Source organism: Streptomyces sp. NPDC031474 (assembly GCF_055581185.1).
Genome location: NZ_JBVIJX010000003.1, coordinates 187,517 through 202,146, shown reverse-complemented (window position 1 = coordinate 202,146; position 14,630 = coordinate 187,517). Strand labels below are relative to the sequence as shown.

The window sequence follows — 14,630 nt, the reverse complement described above, 5'->3', positions numbered from 1 at the left end:
GCGGCGACGTGACGTACGTGGCCGCACCGCTCTTCCACATCGGAGCCCTGGACAGCTTCGTCCTGCGCACGCTCGTCCGCGGCGGCACCGTCGTGGTGCGCCGCTCCTTCGAGCCGCGGACGTGTCTCGACGATCTCGTGACCCATCGGGTCAACTCGATGTTCGGTGTTCCGCAGATGTTCGCGGCACTGGCCCGGGTTCCCGGAGCCTTCGAGCGGGACCTGACCTCGCTGCGGACGGTCGTGATCGCGGGCGCGCCGGTCCCCCCGTCCCTCGTCGAGCTCTACGCCCGCCAGGGACTTCTGCTGCAGCAGGCGTGGGGCCTGGCCGAGACCGCCTCGTTCGCCACGCATCTGCCGGCCGAACACACCCTGGACAAGGTCGGATCAGCCGGCATCCCGATGCCGTACAACAACCCGGCGGCCACTTCCGCGGCCTTCGACGACGGCTGGTTCCACTCGGGGGACGTCGGCCACCTCGACGAGGACGGTTTCCTCTTCATTGTCGACCGCCTCACGGACATGATCATCAGCGGCGGTGAGAACGTCTACCCCGCCGAGGTCGAGCGTGTCCTCGCGGCCATGCCGGGCGTGGTCGACGTCGCGGTCGTCGGTGTGCCCGATGAACAGTGGGGGAGGCGGTGGCCGCCGTGGTCACGGTGGCCGACCACGCGGAGATCACGCTGGATGGCCTGCGCGACTACGCCGCACGCCGGCTGGCCCGGTACAAGCTGCCCCGGCGCCTGAAGGTGGTCCGTGCCGTGCCGCGCAACGCGGCGGGCAAGCTGGACAAAGCGGTAATCCGCCGCCTGGTGGCCGAGGGAGAGCAGACATGATCACGGCGCTCGAGGTCCCGGGATGGGAGGCGGTCCGGGCATCCCACAGCCGTACCGCCGTCGACCTCCGGCTTCGCCGGAACGGGGTGACCGTGGAGGTACGTCTGGAACGCTGCGTCTCGGGACGTCTGCGCGACACCTACCCCGTCGGCGCCCATGACGTGGAGGTGCGGATCGGCGCAGGGTGCCCGGAACCGATGCGTCCCGCCCTGCTGCGGGCCCTGTCGGACGCCGTCCAGGAAGCCGATTCACGCTGTCGGCGCGTCGTCGTCGCCGTCCCCGCGGGCGCGCCGGCCGGTGTCGAGGTCGCCGAGTCAGCAGGGTTTCGGTACGCCGTCGACGTAGACCCCGGGGAGGAGGAACTCAGCCTGCTGGTCACCGAGCCCGACTGGGTCACCAGCGCTGACAACGCCTGACCCGGCGCCGGTTTCGTAGGTCACGTCGGCGATACCGTTTACGGATGCAGATGGAGATCCGGGCCGCCGCGATACGCGGCATCGATCGCCTCGTCGACAACCTCGGCGGGGACGGGGCGGGACTGCTGGCCGAGTTCGGCGTCTCGCCCGATGACCTCGATTCCGATCACGGGCTGTTGCCGACGGTGACCGCCGGACGGATCCTGCGCCGCGCCACGAAGACACTCAACTGTCCGGATCTCGGGCTGCGCCTGGCGGCGTACCAGGACATGTCGATGCTCGGCCCGCTGGCCCTGGCGGTCGGCAACTGCGACACCGTCGGAGAGGGCCTGGACTGCGCGTCACGGTTCCTGTTCGTGCACAACCAGGGCATTCGCCTGTCTCTGGCGGACGATCCCGAGCGCTATGCGGGGGTCGGGGCCGTCGAGTACCGGATGCTGCATCCGGATGTTCCCTACGAGCCGCAGACGATCGACGCGGGGCTCGGCCTGCTGCACCGCAATCTCATCACCATGAGCGGTGGGTACGAGCTGCTCGGCGTCTACCTGCCCCATCCGCCGCTCACCGACGAGTCCGTGTACACCGAGTTCTTCGATGCGCCGGTCCATTTCGACACCGGTCGCGCCCTGCTGCGGGTGCCCACGAAGCTCTTCGCCCAGCCGATGTCGACCCCGGTCAACCCCGAACTGCGGCGCATGGTCGTCGAGTACCTGGAGGCGCACTACACCGATCCCCGCGAGGGCGTCGCGGCCGGCGTGCGGTCGGCGGTCAGCCGCGCCCTGGGCACGGTCCCGGCCCGGATCGACCTGGTCGCGGGGTGGCTTCACCTTCATCCGCGCACATTGCAGCGGCGGCTGGCGCAGGAGGGCACTTCGTTCCAGGCGATCCTCGACGACGTACGCAAGACCGCCGCGCACCGGCTCCTGACCGGAACCGACATGCCGTTGTCGCAGGTGGCGTCGCTGGTGGAGCTGGCCGGACAGGCGGCCCTGACCCGGGCCGCGCGCCGGTGGTTCGGCAAGACGCCGTCGCAGGTCCGTCGTGAGGCCAAGCGCGGTCGTCCGTCACCGGGTGTCGCGCAGGGTTAAATAGTTGTCGTCCAGAGTTAAGCGGAGAGCCTCGGACGCTTCGATACTCAAGTGCCATGACCAGTTCCCCGCTTCCCTCGCTGCCCGCCCATGTCGATGTGCTGATCGTCGGCGCGGGGATCTCCGGCATCGACGCCGCGTACCGGGTGCAGTCGAAGTGCCCCGACCGGTCGTACGCCGTGCTGGAGGCCCGAGCGTCCCTGGGCGGCACGTGGGACCTGTTCCGGTATCCCGGGGTCCGGGCGGACTCCGACATCTACACGCTCAGTTTTCCCTTCCAGCCCTGGACCGGCGAGAACTCGATGGCCGACGGGGACGAGATCCTCGACTATCTGCGGCGCACGGTGGAGGAGTTCGGCATCGACCGCCACATCCACTGTTCCACGAAGATGGTCGCGGCCGACTGGTCGAGTGAGGAAGCCCGTTGGACGGTGACCGTCGAGCGGAGCGACGGCGCCGACGAACCGCAACGGTCCACCATGACCTGCACCTTCCTCTACCTGTGTACCGGCTACTACGACTACGAACGCGGGCACGACCCGCAGTTCCCGGGGACCGAGTCCTTTGACGGCACGGTGGTGCACCCGCAGTTCTGGCCCGAGGGACTCGACTACGCGGGCAAGCGGGTCGTCGTGATCGGCAGCGGCGCGACCGCGATCACCGTGGTCCCCGCGATGGCCCGCGAGGCGGCGAAGGTGACCATGCTGCAGCGCACGCCGACCTGGATCAGCGCACTGCCGCGCAAGGACCGGTTCGCGGCCAGGGTCCGGCGGCGGCTGCCCGCCGGACTCGCGCACCGGGTCGTCAGGGCGCGCAACGCCGCCTACTCCAACGCCTTTTACCACTACTGCCGACGCTTCCCGGACCGCGCGCGGGCGCTGCTGACCAGGGCCGCCGAACGGCGCATCGGCGAAGAGGCGGTGCGCGAGCATTTCACCCCGTCGTACGCGCCGTGGGACCAGAGGGTGTGCATCACGGCCGACGCCGACCTGTTCAAGGCGATCAGGCGCGAGGAGGTGGAGGTGGTCACCGATCACGTCGACCGCTTCGTCGCCGAAGGCGTGCGGCTGCGGTCGGGCCGGGTACTGCCGGCCGACATCGTGGTGACGGCGACCGGGCTGCGCATGCTGGCGTTCGGCCACGTAGCGGTGAGTGTCGACGGCGAGCCGGTCGAGCCTGCACGTCACCTGCTGTGGCGGGGCGCCATGCTCAGCGACGTGCCGAACTTCGCGCTCTGCTTCGGCTACGTCAACCTGTCCTGGACGATGCGGGCGGACCTCACCGCCCGGCTGGTGTGCCGCGTCCTCAACCACATGCGCCGCGCGGACCTCGCTGCCGTCACCCCGCCCGCGGAGTCCGGCGTGCGGGAACAGCCCATGATCGAGCTGGCGTCCGGCTACGTCCAGCGGGGTGTGGAGAGCTTCCCCCGGCAGGGCCATCGCGCGCCGTGGCGGATGCGCCAGACCTATCTCCTGGACACCGCCGACATCGCGCGCGCCAGGCTCCGTCGCGAACTGCGCGGTGTGCCCCACTCGTCGGTGCGGTCGGCCGGCGCCACCGTCCGGACGGGAGGCTGACCATGGCGGATCTGCACGGAGTGTGCGACGAGCGCTTCGCCGAGGTGGCGGCCCGGCTGTCCGAGAACCTCGACACGGGCGACGAACTCGGCGCCTCGATCGCGGTCCTGGTCGACGGCGAGCCGGTGGTCGACCTGTGGGGCGGATGGGCCGACCAGGCCCGTACGGCGCCGTGGCGGCGCGACACGATCACGAACGTCTGGTCGTGCACGAAGACGGTCACGTCCCTGGCGGCGCTGCTGCTGGTGGAGCGGGGGCTGCTCGACGTCGACGCCCCGGTGGCCCGGTACTGGCCGGAGTTCGCCGCACGGGGCAAGGAGGGCGTGCTGGTCCGGCACCTGCTGTCGCACACCTCGGGCGTCTCGGGATGGGACCGGCCGGTGACCGTCGCCGACGTCCTCGACGTGCCGGCGTCGACGGCGCGGCTGGCTGCGCAGGCGCCGTGGTGGCCCCCGGGCATGTCGTCCGGCTACCACCTGCTCAACTACGGGCATCTGGTGGGCGAGTTGGTCCGGCGGATCGACGGGCGCACGCTGGGACGGTTCGTCGCCGAGGAGATCACCGGTCCGCTCGGCGCCGACTTCCACATCGGTCTTCCGGACTCCGAGTTCGCCAGGGTCGCCGATGTCGTACCGCCGCCGTTCCGGTCGAGCGATCTCACCGGCGCCGATCCGAACAGTGTGGCGATCAAAACCTTCACCGGTCCCCTGGGCGGTGCCGACCAGTCGTGGCGCCCGGAGTGGCGTCGCGCGGAGATCGGTGCCGCCAACGGGCATGGAAACGCTCGGTCGTTGGCCCGGATCCACTCCGTCATCGCCTGCGGCGGCACGCTCGACGGCATACAGTTGCTGTCACCGCGGACCATCGACCTGATCTTCAGTGAGCAGACCGACGGGCCGGACCTGGTGCTCGGGGCGCATCTGCGGTTCGGCGTCGGGTTCGGACTGCCGTCCCCTGCCGTGCCGTATCTCCCGTCGGGACGGATCTGCTTCTGGACCGGATGGGGCGGATCGGTGGTCGTGATCGACGCCGAACGCCGGGCGGTGATCTCGTACGTCATGAACAGCATGGGCACCGGGATCCTCGGCAGCTCCCGCACCGCCCAGTACGTCAAGTCCGCTTTCGCGGCCCTGGATTGAGGGTGTTCCGATGAGTTTCGCCAGTCCCCACGCCGACGTGGTGCTGCCCGGATCGGGGCTGCACGCCTTCCTGTTCGCGGGTCTGGGCCCCGCCGACCTGGACCGGTTCGCCCTGGTCTCCGCGGAGTCCGGTGAGGCGCTGACATACGGGCTTCTGCGGGAGGGCGTCGACGGGTTCGCCGCCGAACTGGCGGCGCGTGGCATCGTCCCCGGCGACACGGTGGCTTTGCTGTGTCCGAACGTGCCGGCGTTCGCGGTCGCCTTCCACGGGATCCTGAGGGCAGGCGCCACGGTGACCACGGTCAACGTGCTGTCGACCGCGTCGGAGATCGCCAAACAGCTGACCGCGTCCGGGGCGCGGACGCTCGTGACGGTGACCGACCTGTCCGCGACCGCCGGGAAAGCGGTCGACGCGGCCGGACTCGACGCGGGCGCGGTCCTGCTGCTGGACGTCGAGCGTCCGCCCGCGTCGGTCCCGGCGCCCGCCCTCGACCGTTTCGACCCGGCCGAGCGAGTGGCGGTGCTGCCCTACAGCTCCGGCACCACGGGTGTCCCCAAGGGAGTGATGCTGACCCATCGCAACCTGGTGGCCAACATCGCCCAGCTCACCCCGGTCCTGGACCTGCGGTCCGACGACGTGGTGCTGGCGGTCCTGCCGTTCTTCCACATCTACGGCATGTCGGTACTGCTGAACTCGACCCTGGCCGTACGCGGGCGCGTCGTCACCATGGCCCGGTTCGACCTGGCCGCGTTCCTGGAGGCCGTCCAGCGCCACCGGGTCACCTACCTTTTCATCGCGCCGCCGATCGCGGTGGCCCTGGCCAAGCACCCGCTGGTCGACTCCTACGACCTCACGTCGGTCCGGGCGATCGTCAGCGGCGCGGCCCCGCTGGACGAGGAACTGGGCGCAGCGGTGGCCCATCGGCTGTCGGTGCCGGTCGTCCAGGGGTTCGGCATGACCGAGCTCAGCCCGGTCAGCCACCTCGTGCCGGTGGCCGACGCAGGGGTGGGGATCGCGGGCCGTCGCGCGCCGGTCGCGGCCATCGGCTGGCCGTTGCCCAACACGGTCAACAAGCTCGTCGATCCCGCGACAGGCGCCGAGATCGGCATACCCGACGTGGGGCTGAGCGAGCCCGGGGAACTGTGGGTGCGTGGGCCCAATGTGATGGCGGGCTACCTGGGCAACCCGCAAGCCACCGCCGAGACACTCGACGACGACGGGTTCCTGCACACCGGCGACCTGGCGAGGGTCGACTCCACCGGATGCGTGTACATCGTCGACCGCATCAAGGAGCTGATCAAATACAAGGGCTACCAGGTGGCGCCGGCCGAACTGGAGGCGCTGCTCCTGACCCATCCGGACATCGCCGACGCCGCGGTGATCGGCGTGACCGACGCCGAGGGCGAGGAGATACCGAAGGCCTTCGTCGTGACCGGGGACCCCGCGTTGAGCGCCGAGAGCGTGATGGAGTTCGTCGCCGCGCGGGTCGCGCCGTACAAGAAGGTACGGGCCGTCGAGTTCGTCGCCGCGATCCCCAAGTCGTCGGCGGGCAAGATCCTGCGCAAGGAACTGAGATCAAGCCGTCCGCTGTGACCAGCGGTTCCGTAGACTTCTGCCATGATTATGACGACTGTTATAGCGAGAGAGGTGCACTCCATGGCCGAGCCCGTACTGATGGTGGCGACGATCGTCGCGAAGCCGGGCCAGGAAGAACTGGTCGAGAAGACGTTCAAGGCGGCGATACCGGCGGTGCACGCCGAACCGGGGTGCCTGCTGTACGCGCTGCACCGCAAGGCGGGCACCACCGGCGAGTTCGTGATGATCGAGAAGTGGGCCTCGCAGGAGGCACTGGGCGCGCACATGAAGGGCGCCACGATGCGGGAGATCGGCACCGCCCTGGCGCAGGCACTCGCCGGTCCTCCGGACGCGCTCTTCCTGGAGGCGCTTCCCGTCGGCGCCCCGGACTCCGGCGCCATCTGACCGAACGCGGGCACCGGGCCGACGGGCCTGCCGCTCGACCCGACACCCCCACGCAACCGAGGAGCTTTCCCATGAAGAGCCTGATGTTCGTCGCGCCCGGACAACTGCGCTTCGACGAGGTCGACGCCCCCACCATCGTCGAGGGCACGGACGCGCTGGTGCGCCCGCTCGCGGCGACGACGTGCGACCTCGACCACCATGTCATCGACGACAAGACGCCGTTCTCCGGATTCGGCCCGTTCCCGCTCGGCCACGAGTGCGTGGGAACGGTCGTCGAGGTCGGCCCCGACTGCACGGACGTCGCGGTCGGCGACGTCGTCGGCGTCGCCTGGCACATCGCGTGCGGCACCTGCGCACAGTGCAAGCTCGGACACACCGCCCGCTGTCTCCGCCACGGCGACGCCCAGTACGGCCTTCCGGTGAACGGGGCCTGGGGCGGCTGCTTCGACGAACTCATCCGCGTCCCCTACGCGGACTTCAACCTCGCCAAGCTGCCCGCCGGCGTCGACCCCGTGCACCTGGCGTCGATCGGCGACAACCTCGCCCTCGGCTGGGAGACGGTGATGCCGACCGTCGCCGGGATCACCGCCCCGAAGATCGCCGTCTTCGGCGGCACCGGTTCGATCGGCCTGTACTGCGTCGACGTCGCGGTCCACTGCGCGGGCGCCCGCACGGTCTACTACGACGACGACCCGGTCCGGATGAAGGTCGCCGAACAGCTCGGGGCCGAGGTCCACGACGTCAACGGCAAGCGCGAGAAGGACTTCCACCTCGCCGTGGACGCCGGCTGCAACCCCGCACGCCTGCGCAAGGCGCTGCTGTCGGTCATGCCCGAGGGCCACGTCAACAGCGTCGGCATCTACTTCGACGACGTCCAGCTCCCGCTGCTCGCCCTGTACCAGCGCGGAGTCCAATTCCACAACGGCAAGGGCCACGCGCGGCCGAACATGACACCGACCCTGGAGGCGGTGGCCGCCGGCACGCTCCACCCCGAGCTGATCACCAGCGGCATCCACGACTGGAACGAGATCCCCGACGTGCTGACCTCGGGGCACGCCGGCCACAAGCCGATCTTCGTACTGGAGAAGTGAGGAACCGGGACCATCGGTCCCTCGTGGCGCGGGGCCCGGTCCGACGGGGCCCCGTTCCGCGTCCCCGACTTCCTGTCCCGAGACAGCACCTGGAGCACGTCTTCCGCCATGAACCCGCCTATGAACCCCAGGTCACCGGTGTCGACCGCGCCCGGCCGCTGTTCCCAGGCCTCCCGGGCACGTGACCCCTCACCGCCCCGGCCGGGGCTCTCGTTCTTCCGCTACATCGCCTTCCATGTCCCGTCGATGAGGCGTTGGGCGAGGGCGCGGTGGGCGTTGCCGAAGATCTCGATGTGGCGCTGCACTCCCGCTGTGCCCATCAGCAGGGGGTTGGGCGCCGCCGGGTCCGCCTTGAGGGCGCGGAGGTGGCTGTAAACGGCGCCCTGGTAGGCGTGGGTGTTGATGAAGGCGTCCGCCCCCTCCTGACCGGCGATCCCCTGGACGAAGTCGGCGGAGACCGCGTACTGGGCAGCGGCCTCGATGTTGTCGTTGCCGCTCCACACGACGAGCTTGTGGGTCTTCCCCTGATGCGCCACCGGCACGATCACGCACATCTGCCCGATGGTGTGTCCGGGCGCGAGCACGGCGACGGCCGTGGTCCGCCGCCCGACGCGGATCTGTCTCATACCGACGGTGTGGCCCGGATACGCCTCGACCTCGATGTCGATGTGGCTGGGGATCCTGGCGAGCCGTGCCAGGTACTCCTCCTTGGTGTAGTCGTCCCTGTGCTTCTTGAGGTCGGCGCGCTGCTGGGCGATGACCGCGGCGTCGGGCTGCCCCACGCCGTGCCGCTGGTCACAAGGATCTGCTTCCTCAAGACGAACTCCTCATGCAGGGTGGGGCCGCTGGGTTACCGGACATGCTGTGACGGGACCGGCAGCGGTTGGACCATGGGGAACGCAAAGCGGCTCAGTCGGCACGACGCTGCGCCTCTGCTATCTGTAAAGCTTTAACGAAAGCTTCATCGAAAGAGGCCTGGGCGCAACCGGATCCGTGCCGTCGGCTTGGCGAACGCCTCTGGCCACCCATACCGGGCCGAGAACTCGCCGTGCCGGACGGCTGGCTGCTCGGCCCATCAGGGACTGCGTGTCACTGCGACCCCGCGGCCACCAGCGTCGCGGTGATGGGTTCGAGCGCGGCCACCAGTTCGTCGAGCTCGGCGGGAGAAAGGGCCTCGTAGGGCGGGGCGGCGAGCTCGTCGGTCAGGGCTTCGATGCGTTGCTTGGTCTCCCGGCCGGTGTCCGTGAACCGGCCCTCGCCGTCGACGAGCCCGCGTTCGCGCAAGCCCTCCATGACCGCGGCCAGCCGCTCCTTCGGCAGGTGATGCACACGCCCGAACGACTCCGGGGGGTGGACGCCCTGCTCCAGCGCGGAGAGGATGTGGGCCTCCGTGCCGCCGATGCGCGCGCCGACGAGGGCGGCGATGTGCCCGTCACCACGGTGCTCGCGCAGCATGGTCGCGGAATGCCACAGCCTGGCGACCGGGTCGCTCGGCACGGGCAGGGTGCGCATCCCGGCGTACATGACCCGGCCTTCGGTGGGCGCGTGCGTCGCGGCCTTGGTGGTCAGGTCGGCGGCGCGCACCAGGCCCGGGGAGCCGGCGAGTTCCTCGCCGAGGATGCGCCGTAATGAGGCCGCGCTGCCCCGCTCCCGCGCGGCGACAGAGGCCTCGGGCGGGATCGTCTCCCACGCGCTGGGGATGTGCCGGGCGGCTTCCCCGTCGGCGAAGTTGTAGAAGGCCGCGTGCACGACTGGGGCCGGTACCCGCCCCAGTGGTGCGGCCCGGCTGGCGAAGTAGCCGTCCCAGTAGGTGCGGTGGCCGAGTGCGGCCAATTCCTCGTTGCACTCGTCGGCGAAGTAGGTGACCAGGCAGATCGGCTCCAGGAGCTCGAACATGCGGCGGGCGATGTCGGTCATCGGATGCGAGTGCGCCTTGCGCATCGGGCTCTCCATTCGTTTCGTTGTGCCGGAAAGGACCTTCCGGCACAACGAAACTCATCGGTGTGCGAACCGAGGAACGCCTGGGCCACGGACGCACCCCGTACCGGCCGCTCGGTGGTCGACGGACTGCTCGTCACCGAGGCGGGCCCGCGCGAGGCGACGGGGGACGCGGCAGGCGCCGCCTTCCCTCGAGGGCGATGCTGTGAGGTGTCAGGGGTGGCGGGCGTAGGCGGTGAAGTAGGTGGTCGTTACTCGCCGTCCGGTGCCTTCTCGCTCGCCCTTGAGGAAGGCCTCGTTCCAGCGGGTGATGTCGTCGTGGGTGGCCAGGCCCTCGGAGACCATGGCGTCGCGGGCGGCCCAGGCCGGGCCTCGCATGCCGGAACGAGGCTCGGTGATGTCGGTGTGTCCTTCGAAGGCGAGGACCTCCAGGCCGGCCGCGGTGAGCAGGTCGGCGAGGCGGGTGCCGATGGTGAGGTCGTTGCCGCGGCGCCGGTGCAGTTCGATGTACCGCTCTTTCATCTCCTCGTACGCCGGGTCTTCATGGGAGCGTGCTTCTCACGGAACGCGCGCTCGCCCCAGACGAGGTCCTTGGCCTGCGGGAAGTGCGGGTGCAGCTGCGGCAGCTCCTCGTGGAACTCGTTGTCCGCGGACAGGATCGCGACCAGCGGGGCGGCGGCGGTCTTGGGCTGGTTGCCCTCGAAGACCTTCCGTGCCGGACAGTGATCCGCTTACCGGTTGCAGTGCTGGTGCATAAGTCAGTGACACCCGACGAACTCATGCCCGTCCATAGGTGCAGAAGGTGGCGACGTGGGCACGTAGTGGCGATCGACCATGCCGTCCATCACGCGACCGGCACGCGCCACTGCCGATGCGCCCGGTTGAAGCCGCCGTGGGGCTCAGTCGTAACGGCGAACGGGGACGGTGCGACCGTCGCGGGGTGGGGCCGGCCGCCATATCGGGCCCCGCAGTCGGGGCACGTTCCGGTGTGCGTCGGTCCGCGAATCGTGTTCCGCCCAGCCGAACCTGCTGCCGCATGAAGTGGGTCGGCGCGTCCGGAATTGAACCAACAAGTTCATGAACAGCCGGTAGCAGTACCTCAGGCGGGGCATCGGTTCAGGCCTTGTCCATGGCGAAACGCATGCCCGGGGGGTAGTTGCGGTCCCGATTCTGCGTAGAGTTCACGAAACGTTGTGGAAGGTTGTGTTCACTGCGCCCGGCGAGAGGACGCGCCGGGCAGTTGTCGAGCAGGCTCAACACCTGGTCGCCATCGGCTTCGGAATGCACGATGGCCGCTGCGCCGAGGGGAACGTTCGGGCGGTTCCCTTCGGAGGGATCCCTCATCGCGTAGGACCGACACGAACGTGGCGATGCCCCGGTCCATGGCCTCGCGCGCCAGTTCCGGGCAGGATCCGCGGGACAGCGGCGTGCCGGTCTCGGCGGGCAGCCGGCAGGCCGGCGCCTTGACCTCGGCAACCTGGAGAGCGGTGAGCGCGGGCGGCCGCCCCGACCGCTCGCGGCCACTCGGAGCGCCGAGCCCGTGCGCGGCGAACCGGCCGGGCCGGCAGCGGACCGTGTCCAGGTGCAGGCCGGTCTCGCGGGTGATGCGCGCGTTGGAGCGCCCGCGTGCGGCGGGCGGCACCACCTTCGCGCGCATCCGCGGCCGATGCTCGGTCTTGTGGCCGTAGGCCATCCTCTTCAGCCGCTCACGCTCGGCGGCGCGCAGGACTATCGGGCGGGCAGCGGCAACGGGCAAGGCAGGCAGGCCGATCCGGAGAAGCGGATCACGATGGACCGCTGCCTGCCCGCACCCGATCTCCGGCGCGTCGGTCGGGATGACTTGGCGGCACGCAGTCGCGGTTAGACACCGAGACCGCCCGCGACGTGCGTCTCCTGGCGAGTGAACTCACCTGTCAGTAGCGGCATGACCTTGGTGATGGAAGCCTTCGCCTCGGGCAACTGCAACGACGCGTCGTGATGCCCTTTGCTCTCCCACACCTCGCTCACCCACACGGTGTCTTCGTCGGTGGCTGATTCGGTCACGACGTAGAGATGGCATCCCGCTTTGCGCAGACCGTCAGTGCCGGCGAGCAGTACGGCGACCACCTCCGCGCGGTGACCGGGTTTGACCTTCATCGAACCGATGTAGCCGTAGCGCATGTCACTCCTCGTAAGTCATGAACGAGACGCGCCCAGGAGGATACCGGACACACGTAAAAACTTTCCTTTTCGGCAATCTTGCCTTCTGGGCAAGATTTTCCCTACCCTGCTCGCATGGCACCTGCAGACGAGGCCCGCACGACCGGGCAGCTTGGACTCCGCGAGCGCAAGAAGCGGCAGACCAGGGTCGCGCTGAGTCAGGCGGCGATCCGGCTCTGCGTCCTGAACGGCTGGGCCGATGTGACCATCGAGCAGATCGCCGCCGAGGCCAACGTCTCCGTCCGCACCTTCCGCAACTACTTCGTCGGCAAGGCCGAGGCGATCGCCGCCAGCCACCTGGAGCGGATGCTCCGCATCGCTGACGACCTGCTCGCCCGTCCAGTCGGCGAGCCGCTCTGGGACTCGTTGCTCCAGGCCGTCCTGGGCCAGTTCGTTCCGCGGGACAACTCCGCGCCGCAGAACGAGCGTTGGCGTGAGGGGGTGCGGCTGATGCTGGCCGAACCCGCGCTGGCCGGTGAGATTGTCAAGGCCAACGCCGCCGCCCAGCAGGAGTTGGCCAAGGCCGTCGCACAGTGCACCGGCACCGACGCCGAACGCGACGTCTACCCGAAGCTGGTCGCGGCCGTGGTCGCTGCAGGCAGCGCGGTGGCCGTCGAGCACAGCCTGCGGGCAGACGAAACCGCGCCGCTCGGCGCGGTCCTGTCCCAGGTCTTCGAGCAGCTCGCCGCCGGCCTGCCCGTCCCGTAGCGAATGGCCGCGACCAACTCGCTTCCGGCGCCCCCTCACCCGTTCCCACCAAGGAGACCCGACCGTGACAGCCGACGTGATCATCGTGGGAGGCGGCCCGAACGGGCTGATGCTGGCCTGCGAACTGAGTCTGGCCGGTATCCGCCCGATCGTGCTGGAGCAACTCCTCCACCCCAGCACCGAACCCAAGGCCAACGGCCTGCTCGGCCAAGTAGTGCGCCTGGCCGACCACCGCGGTCTGTACGAGCCGCTCAGCGGCAGTCCGGAGCCCCCGCAGCCGAACTCCGCCTACTTCATGTTCGCCGCCATGGGCCTCGACCTCGGCCTGCTGGACGCCAGCCCGGTCTTCGGCCTGGCCGCTCCACAGCACCGCATCGTCCAAGTCCTGGAGGAGCGCGCCCATACCCTCGGCGTCGATTTACGGCGCGGACACCGGGTCAGCGCCGCCGCCCAGGACAAGGACGCCGTCACCCTCGACGTCACCGGCCCCGACGGCGACCAGCAGCTCCGCGCCCGCTACGTGATCGGCGCAGACGGCGCACACAGCGTGATCCGCAAGCTCTCCGGGATCGCTTTCCCCGGCGTCAGCTACGACCGCCGCACCAACCGCACCGCCCACGCCACCGTCCCGGCCGACTGGGTGGACCCGGTCAACGGCGCCCTCACCGTTCCCGGCCATGGGCCGGTCCTGCCCTTCCTGCCCCACCGCACCGACCAGGGCGGCTTCTCCTACGCGCCGTTCCCCGGCCAGCCGCCGCTCATCAGCACCACCGAGTGGGACCAGCCCACCACGGACGAGCCGATGACCCTGGCCGAAATGCAGTCAAGTATTCAGCGAGTCCTCGGCGTCGACCTGCCGCTCAACCCGCCGGACGGAGCGGGCCCGCATGTGCTGCGACGGCTGACCGGCGGCAACACCCGGGTCGCCGACCGGTTCCGCGACCGCCGGGTCTTTCTGGTCGGAGACGCCGCCCACGTCTACACCTCCGGCGGCGGCCCCGGGCTGAACCTCGGCATGCAGGACGCCGTCAACCTCGGCTGGAAGCTCGCCGCGACGCTGCGCGACACCGCCCCGCCGGGCCTGCTCGACACCTACGACACCGAGCGCCGTCAGGCCGCCCGCCGCATGGTCCTCAACGCCGAGGCGCAGTCCGCGCTCACCGCGCCGGGGAGCGACACCACCGCCCTACGCGAACTCTTCACCGAGCTGCTCACCCAAAAGCACGTCGTCCAGCACCTCGCCGACCTCACTGCAGGCACCGACGTGCGCTACGACATGAGCATCGCCAACCCCCACCCCGCAGTCGGCTACTTCGCACCGGAGCTGGAGCTGATCACCGGGACGGAGAAGGTTCGGCTCGCCGAACTCGCCCGGACAGCCCGGCCGTTGCTTCTCGACCTGACCGAGGATCAGTCACTGGCGACAGCACTGACGGAGGGGCAGGACGCCGTCGACCTCGTCATCGCGCGGGGCGGCCCGGCCGGCCTCACCGGCCTGCTGATCCGCCCTGACGGCTACGTGGCCTGGGCCTGCGGTTCACCCCGCCCCGATCCGGCTGAGCCGGCCGACCTGCGGGCGGCCATCCAGCGCTGGTTCATCAGGTCATGAAGCAGGAAGCTTCCCGGCGCGAGCCGAGAAACCCCCGCCTTTAGGTGGG

Annotated in this window: 14 protein-coding genes and 2 pseudogenes; 10 read left to right on the top strand and 6 right to left on the bottom strand. The window is 69.8% G+C overall.

Annotation, left to right across the window (positions count from 1 at the left end):
- The first annotated feature begins 8 nt into the window (after positions 1 to 8).
- From ACZ5SK_RS06395 to ACZ5SK_RS06360, 8 genes and pseudogenes are all read left to right on the top strand, one after another.
- Positions 9 to 835: pseudogene (locus ACZ5SK_RS06395) on the top strand (AMP-binding protein).
- Positions 832 to 1,251, top strand: a complete 420-nt coding sequence (locus tag ACZ5SK_RS06390; RefSeq protein ID WP_468575454.1) for a hypothetical protein — start codon at positions 832 to 834, stop codon at positions 1,249 to 1,251. Before ACZ5SK_RS06395 ends, ACZ5SK_RS06390 begins: the two are co-directional and overlap by 4 nt.
- Positions 1,252 to 1,295: 44 nt before the next feature.
- Positions 1,296 to 2,339, top strand: a complete 1,044-nt coding sequence (locus tag ACZ5SK_RS06385; protein ID WP_468575453.1) for an AraC family transcriptional regulator — start codon at positions 1,296 to 1,298, stop codon at positions 2,337 to 2,339.
- 56 nt (positions 2,340 to 2,395) lie between these two features.
- Positions 2,396 to 3,916 (top strand): flavin-containing monooxygenase, encoded by a 1,521-nt coding sequence (locus ACZ5SK_RS06380; protein WP_468575452.1) that lies wholly within the window; start codon positions 2,396 to 2,398, stop codon positions 3,914 to 3,916.
- 2 nt (positions 3,917 to 3,918) lie between these two features.
- The gene (locus ACZ5SK_RS06375; RefSeq protein ID WP_334581912.1) at positions 3,919 to 5,055 is read left to right on the top strand and encodes a serine hydrolase domain-containing protein; all 1,137 of its coding nucleotides are present in this window, start codon (positions 3,919 to 3,921) and stop codon (positions 5,053 to 5,055) included.
- A 10-nt stretch (positions 5,056 to 5,065) separates the two neighbouring features.
- On the top strand, positions 5,066 to 6,649 hold the full coding sequence (locus ACZ5SK_RS06370) for an AMP-binding protein (protein WP_361702708.1): 1,584 nt from the start codon (positions 5,066 to 5,068) through the stop codon (positions 6,647 to 6,649).
- A 63-nt stretch (positions 6,650 to 6,712) separates the two neighbouring features.
- Positions 6,713 to 7,036 carry a putative quinol monooxygenase gene (locus tag ACZ5SK_RS06365; protein WP_468575451.1) on the top strand — a complete coding sequence of 108 codons (324 nt, stop codon included), beginning with the start codon at positions 6,713 to 6,715 and terminating at the stop codon, positions 7,034 to 7,036.
- 71 nt (positions 7,037 to 7,107) lie between these two features.
- The gene (locus ACZ5SK_RS06360) at positions 7,108 to 8,127 is read left to right on the top strand and encodes a zinc-dependent alcohol dehydrogenase (RefSeq protein WP_468575450.1); all 1,020 of its coding nucleotides are present in this window, start codon (positions 7,108 to 7,110) and stop codon (positions 8,125 to 8,127) included.
- Positions 8,128 to 8,348: 221 nt separating this feature from the next.
- Here the strand turns inward: ACZ5SK_RS06360 and ACZ5SK_RS06355 are convergent, their stop codons facing one another.
- The 6 genes and pseudogenes from ACZ5SK_RS06355 to ACZ5SK_RS06330 all read right to left on the bottom strand — a co-directional run bounded on the left by ACZ5SK_RS06355 (position 8,349) and on the right by ACZ5SK_RS06330 (position 12,225).
- The gene (locus tag ACZ5SK_RS06355) at positions 8,349 to 8,909 is read right to left on the bottom strand and encodes an MBL fold metallo-hydrolase (RefSeq protein WP_361702712.1); all 561 of its coding nucleotides are present in this window, start codon (positions 8,907 to 8,909) and stop codon (positions 8,349 to 8,351) included.
- A gap of 307 nt (positions 8,910 to 9,216) precedes the next feature.
- Positions 9,217 to 10,068: an SCO6745 family protein gene (locus tag ACZ5SK_RS06350; RefSeq protein WP_334581906.1), complete on the bottom strand. Its 852-nt coding sequence runs from the start codon at positions 10,066 to 10,068 to the stop codon at positions 9,217 to 9,219.
- A 210-nt stretch (positions 10,069 to 10,278) separates the two neighbouring features.
- On the bottom strand, positions 10,279 to 10,587 hold the full coding sequence (locus ACZ5SK_RS06345) for a hypothetical protein (RefSeq protein WP_334581905.1): 309 nt from the start codon (positions 10,585 to 10,587) through the stop codon (positions 10,279 to 10,281).
- A gap of 35 nt (positions 10,588 to 10,622) precedes the next feature.
- Positions 10,623 to 10,766, bottom strand: a pseudogene (locus tag ACZ5SK_RS06340) (malonic semialdehyde reductase); the annotation flags it as partial.
- 506 nt (positions 10,767 to 11,272) lie between these two features.
- The gene (locus tag ACZ5SK_RS06335) at positions 11,273 to 11,821 is read right to left on the bottom strand and encodes a COG3415 family protein (protein ID WP_334581904.1); all 549 of its coding nucleotides are present in this window, start codon (positions 11,819 to 11,821) and stop codon (positions 11,273 to 11,275) included.
- A gap of 104 nt (positions 11,822 to 11,925) precedes the next feature.
- On the bottom strand, positions 11,926 to 12,225 hold the full coding sequence (locus ACZ5SK_RS06330; RefSeq protein WP_334581903.1) for a putative quinol monooxygenase: 300 nt from the start codon (positions 12,223 to 12,225) through the stop codon (positions 11,926 to 11,928).
- 114 nt (positions 12,226 to 12,339) lie between these two features.
- On the opposite strand from ACZ5SK_RS06330, the gene ACZ5SK_RS06325 reads away from it, so the two are divergent.
- Complete coding sequence (locus ACZ5SK_RS06325) at positions 12,340 to 12,972, top strand: TetR/AcrR family transcriptional regulator (RefSeq protein WP_334581902.1); 633 nt, start codon at positions 12,340 to 12,342, stop codon at positions 12,970 to 12,972.
- Positions 12,973 to 13,036: 64 nt separating this feature from the next.
- The gene (locus ACZ5SK_RS06320; protein ID WP_334581901.1) at positions 13,037 to 14,581 is read left to right on the top strand and encodes an FAD-dependent monooxygenase; all 1,545 of its coding nucleotides are present in this window, start codon (positions 13,037 to 13,039) and stop codon (positions 14,579 to 14,581) included.
- The last annotated feature ends 49 nt before the right edge of the window (positions 14,582 to 14,630 follow it).

Coding starts and splice junctions, on each gene's coding strand:
- ACZ5SK_RS06325 (WP_334581902.1), top strand. CDS start 12,340: ATGGCACCTGCAGACGAGGCCCGCACGACCGGGCAGCTTGGACTCCGC.
- ACZ5SK_RS06345 (WP_334581905.1), bottom strand. CDS start 10,587: ATGAAAGAGCGGTACATCGAACTGCACCGGCGCCGCGGCAACGACCTC.
- ACZ5SK_RS06350 (WP_334581906.1), bottom strand. CDS start 10,068: ATGCGCAAGGCGCACTCGCATCCGATGACCGACATCGCCCGCCGCATG.
- ACZ5SK_RS06375 (WP_334581912.1), top strand. CDS start 3,919: ATGGCGGATCTGCACGGAGTGTGCGACGAGCGCTTCGCCGAGGTGGCG.
- ACZ5SK_RS06330 (WP_334581903.1), bottom strand. CDS start 12,225: ATGCGCTACGGCTACATCGGTTCGATGAAGGTCAAACCCGGTCACCGC.
- ACZ5SK_RS06380 (WP_468575452.1), top strand. CDS start 2,396: ATGACCAGTTCCCCGCTTCCCTCGCTGCCCGCCCATGTCGATGTGCTG.
- ACZ5SK_RS06385 (WP_468575453.1), top strand. CDS start 1,296: ATGCAGATGGAGATCCGGGCCGCCGCGATACGCGGCATCGATCGCCTC.
- ACZ5SK_RS06370 (WP_361702708.1), top strand. CDS start 5,066: ATGAGTTTCGCCAGTCCCCACGCCGACGTGGTGCTGCCCGGATCGGGG.
- ACZ5SK_RS06365 (WP_468575451.1), top strand. CDS start 6,713: ATGGCCGAGCCCGTACTGATGGTGGCGACGATCGTCGCGAAGCCGGGC.
- ACZ5SK_RS06360 (WP_468575450.1), top strand. CDS start 7,108: ATGAAGAGCCTGATGTTCGTCGCGCCCGGACAACTGCGCTTCGACGAG.
- ACZ5SK_RS06390 (WP_468575454.1), top strand. CDS start 832: ATGATCACGGCGCTCGAGGTCCCGGGATGGGAGGCGGTCCGGGCATCC.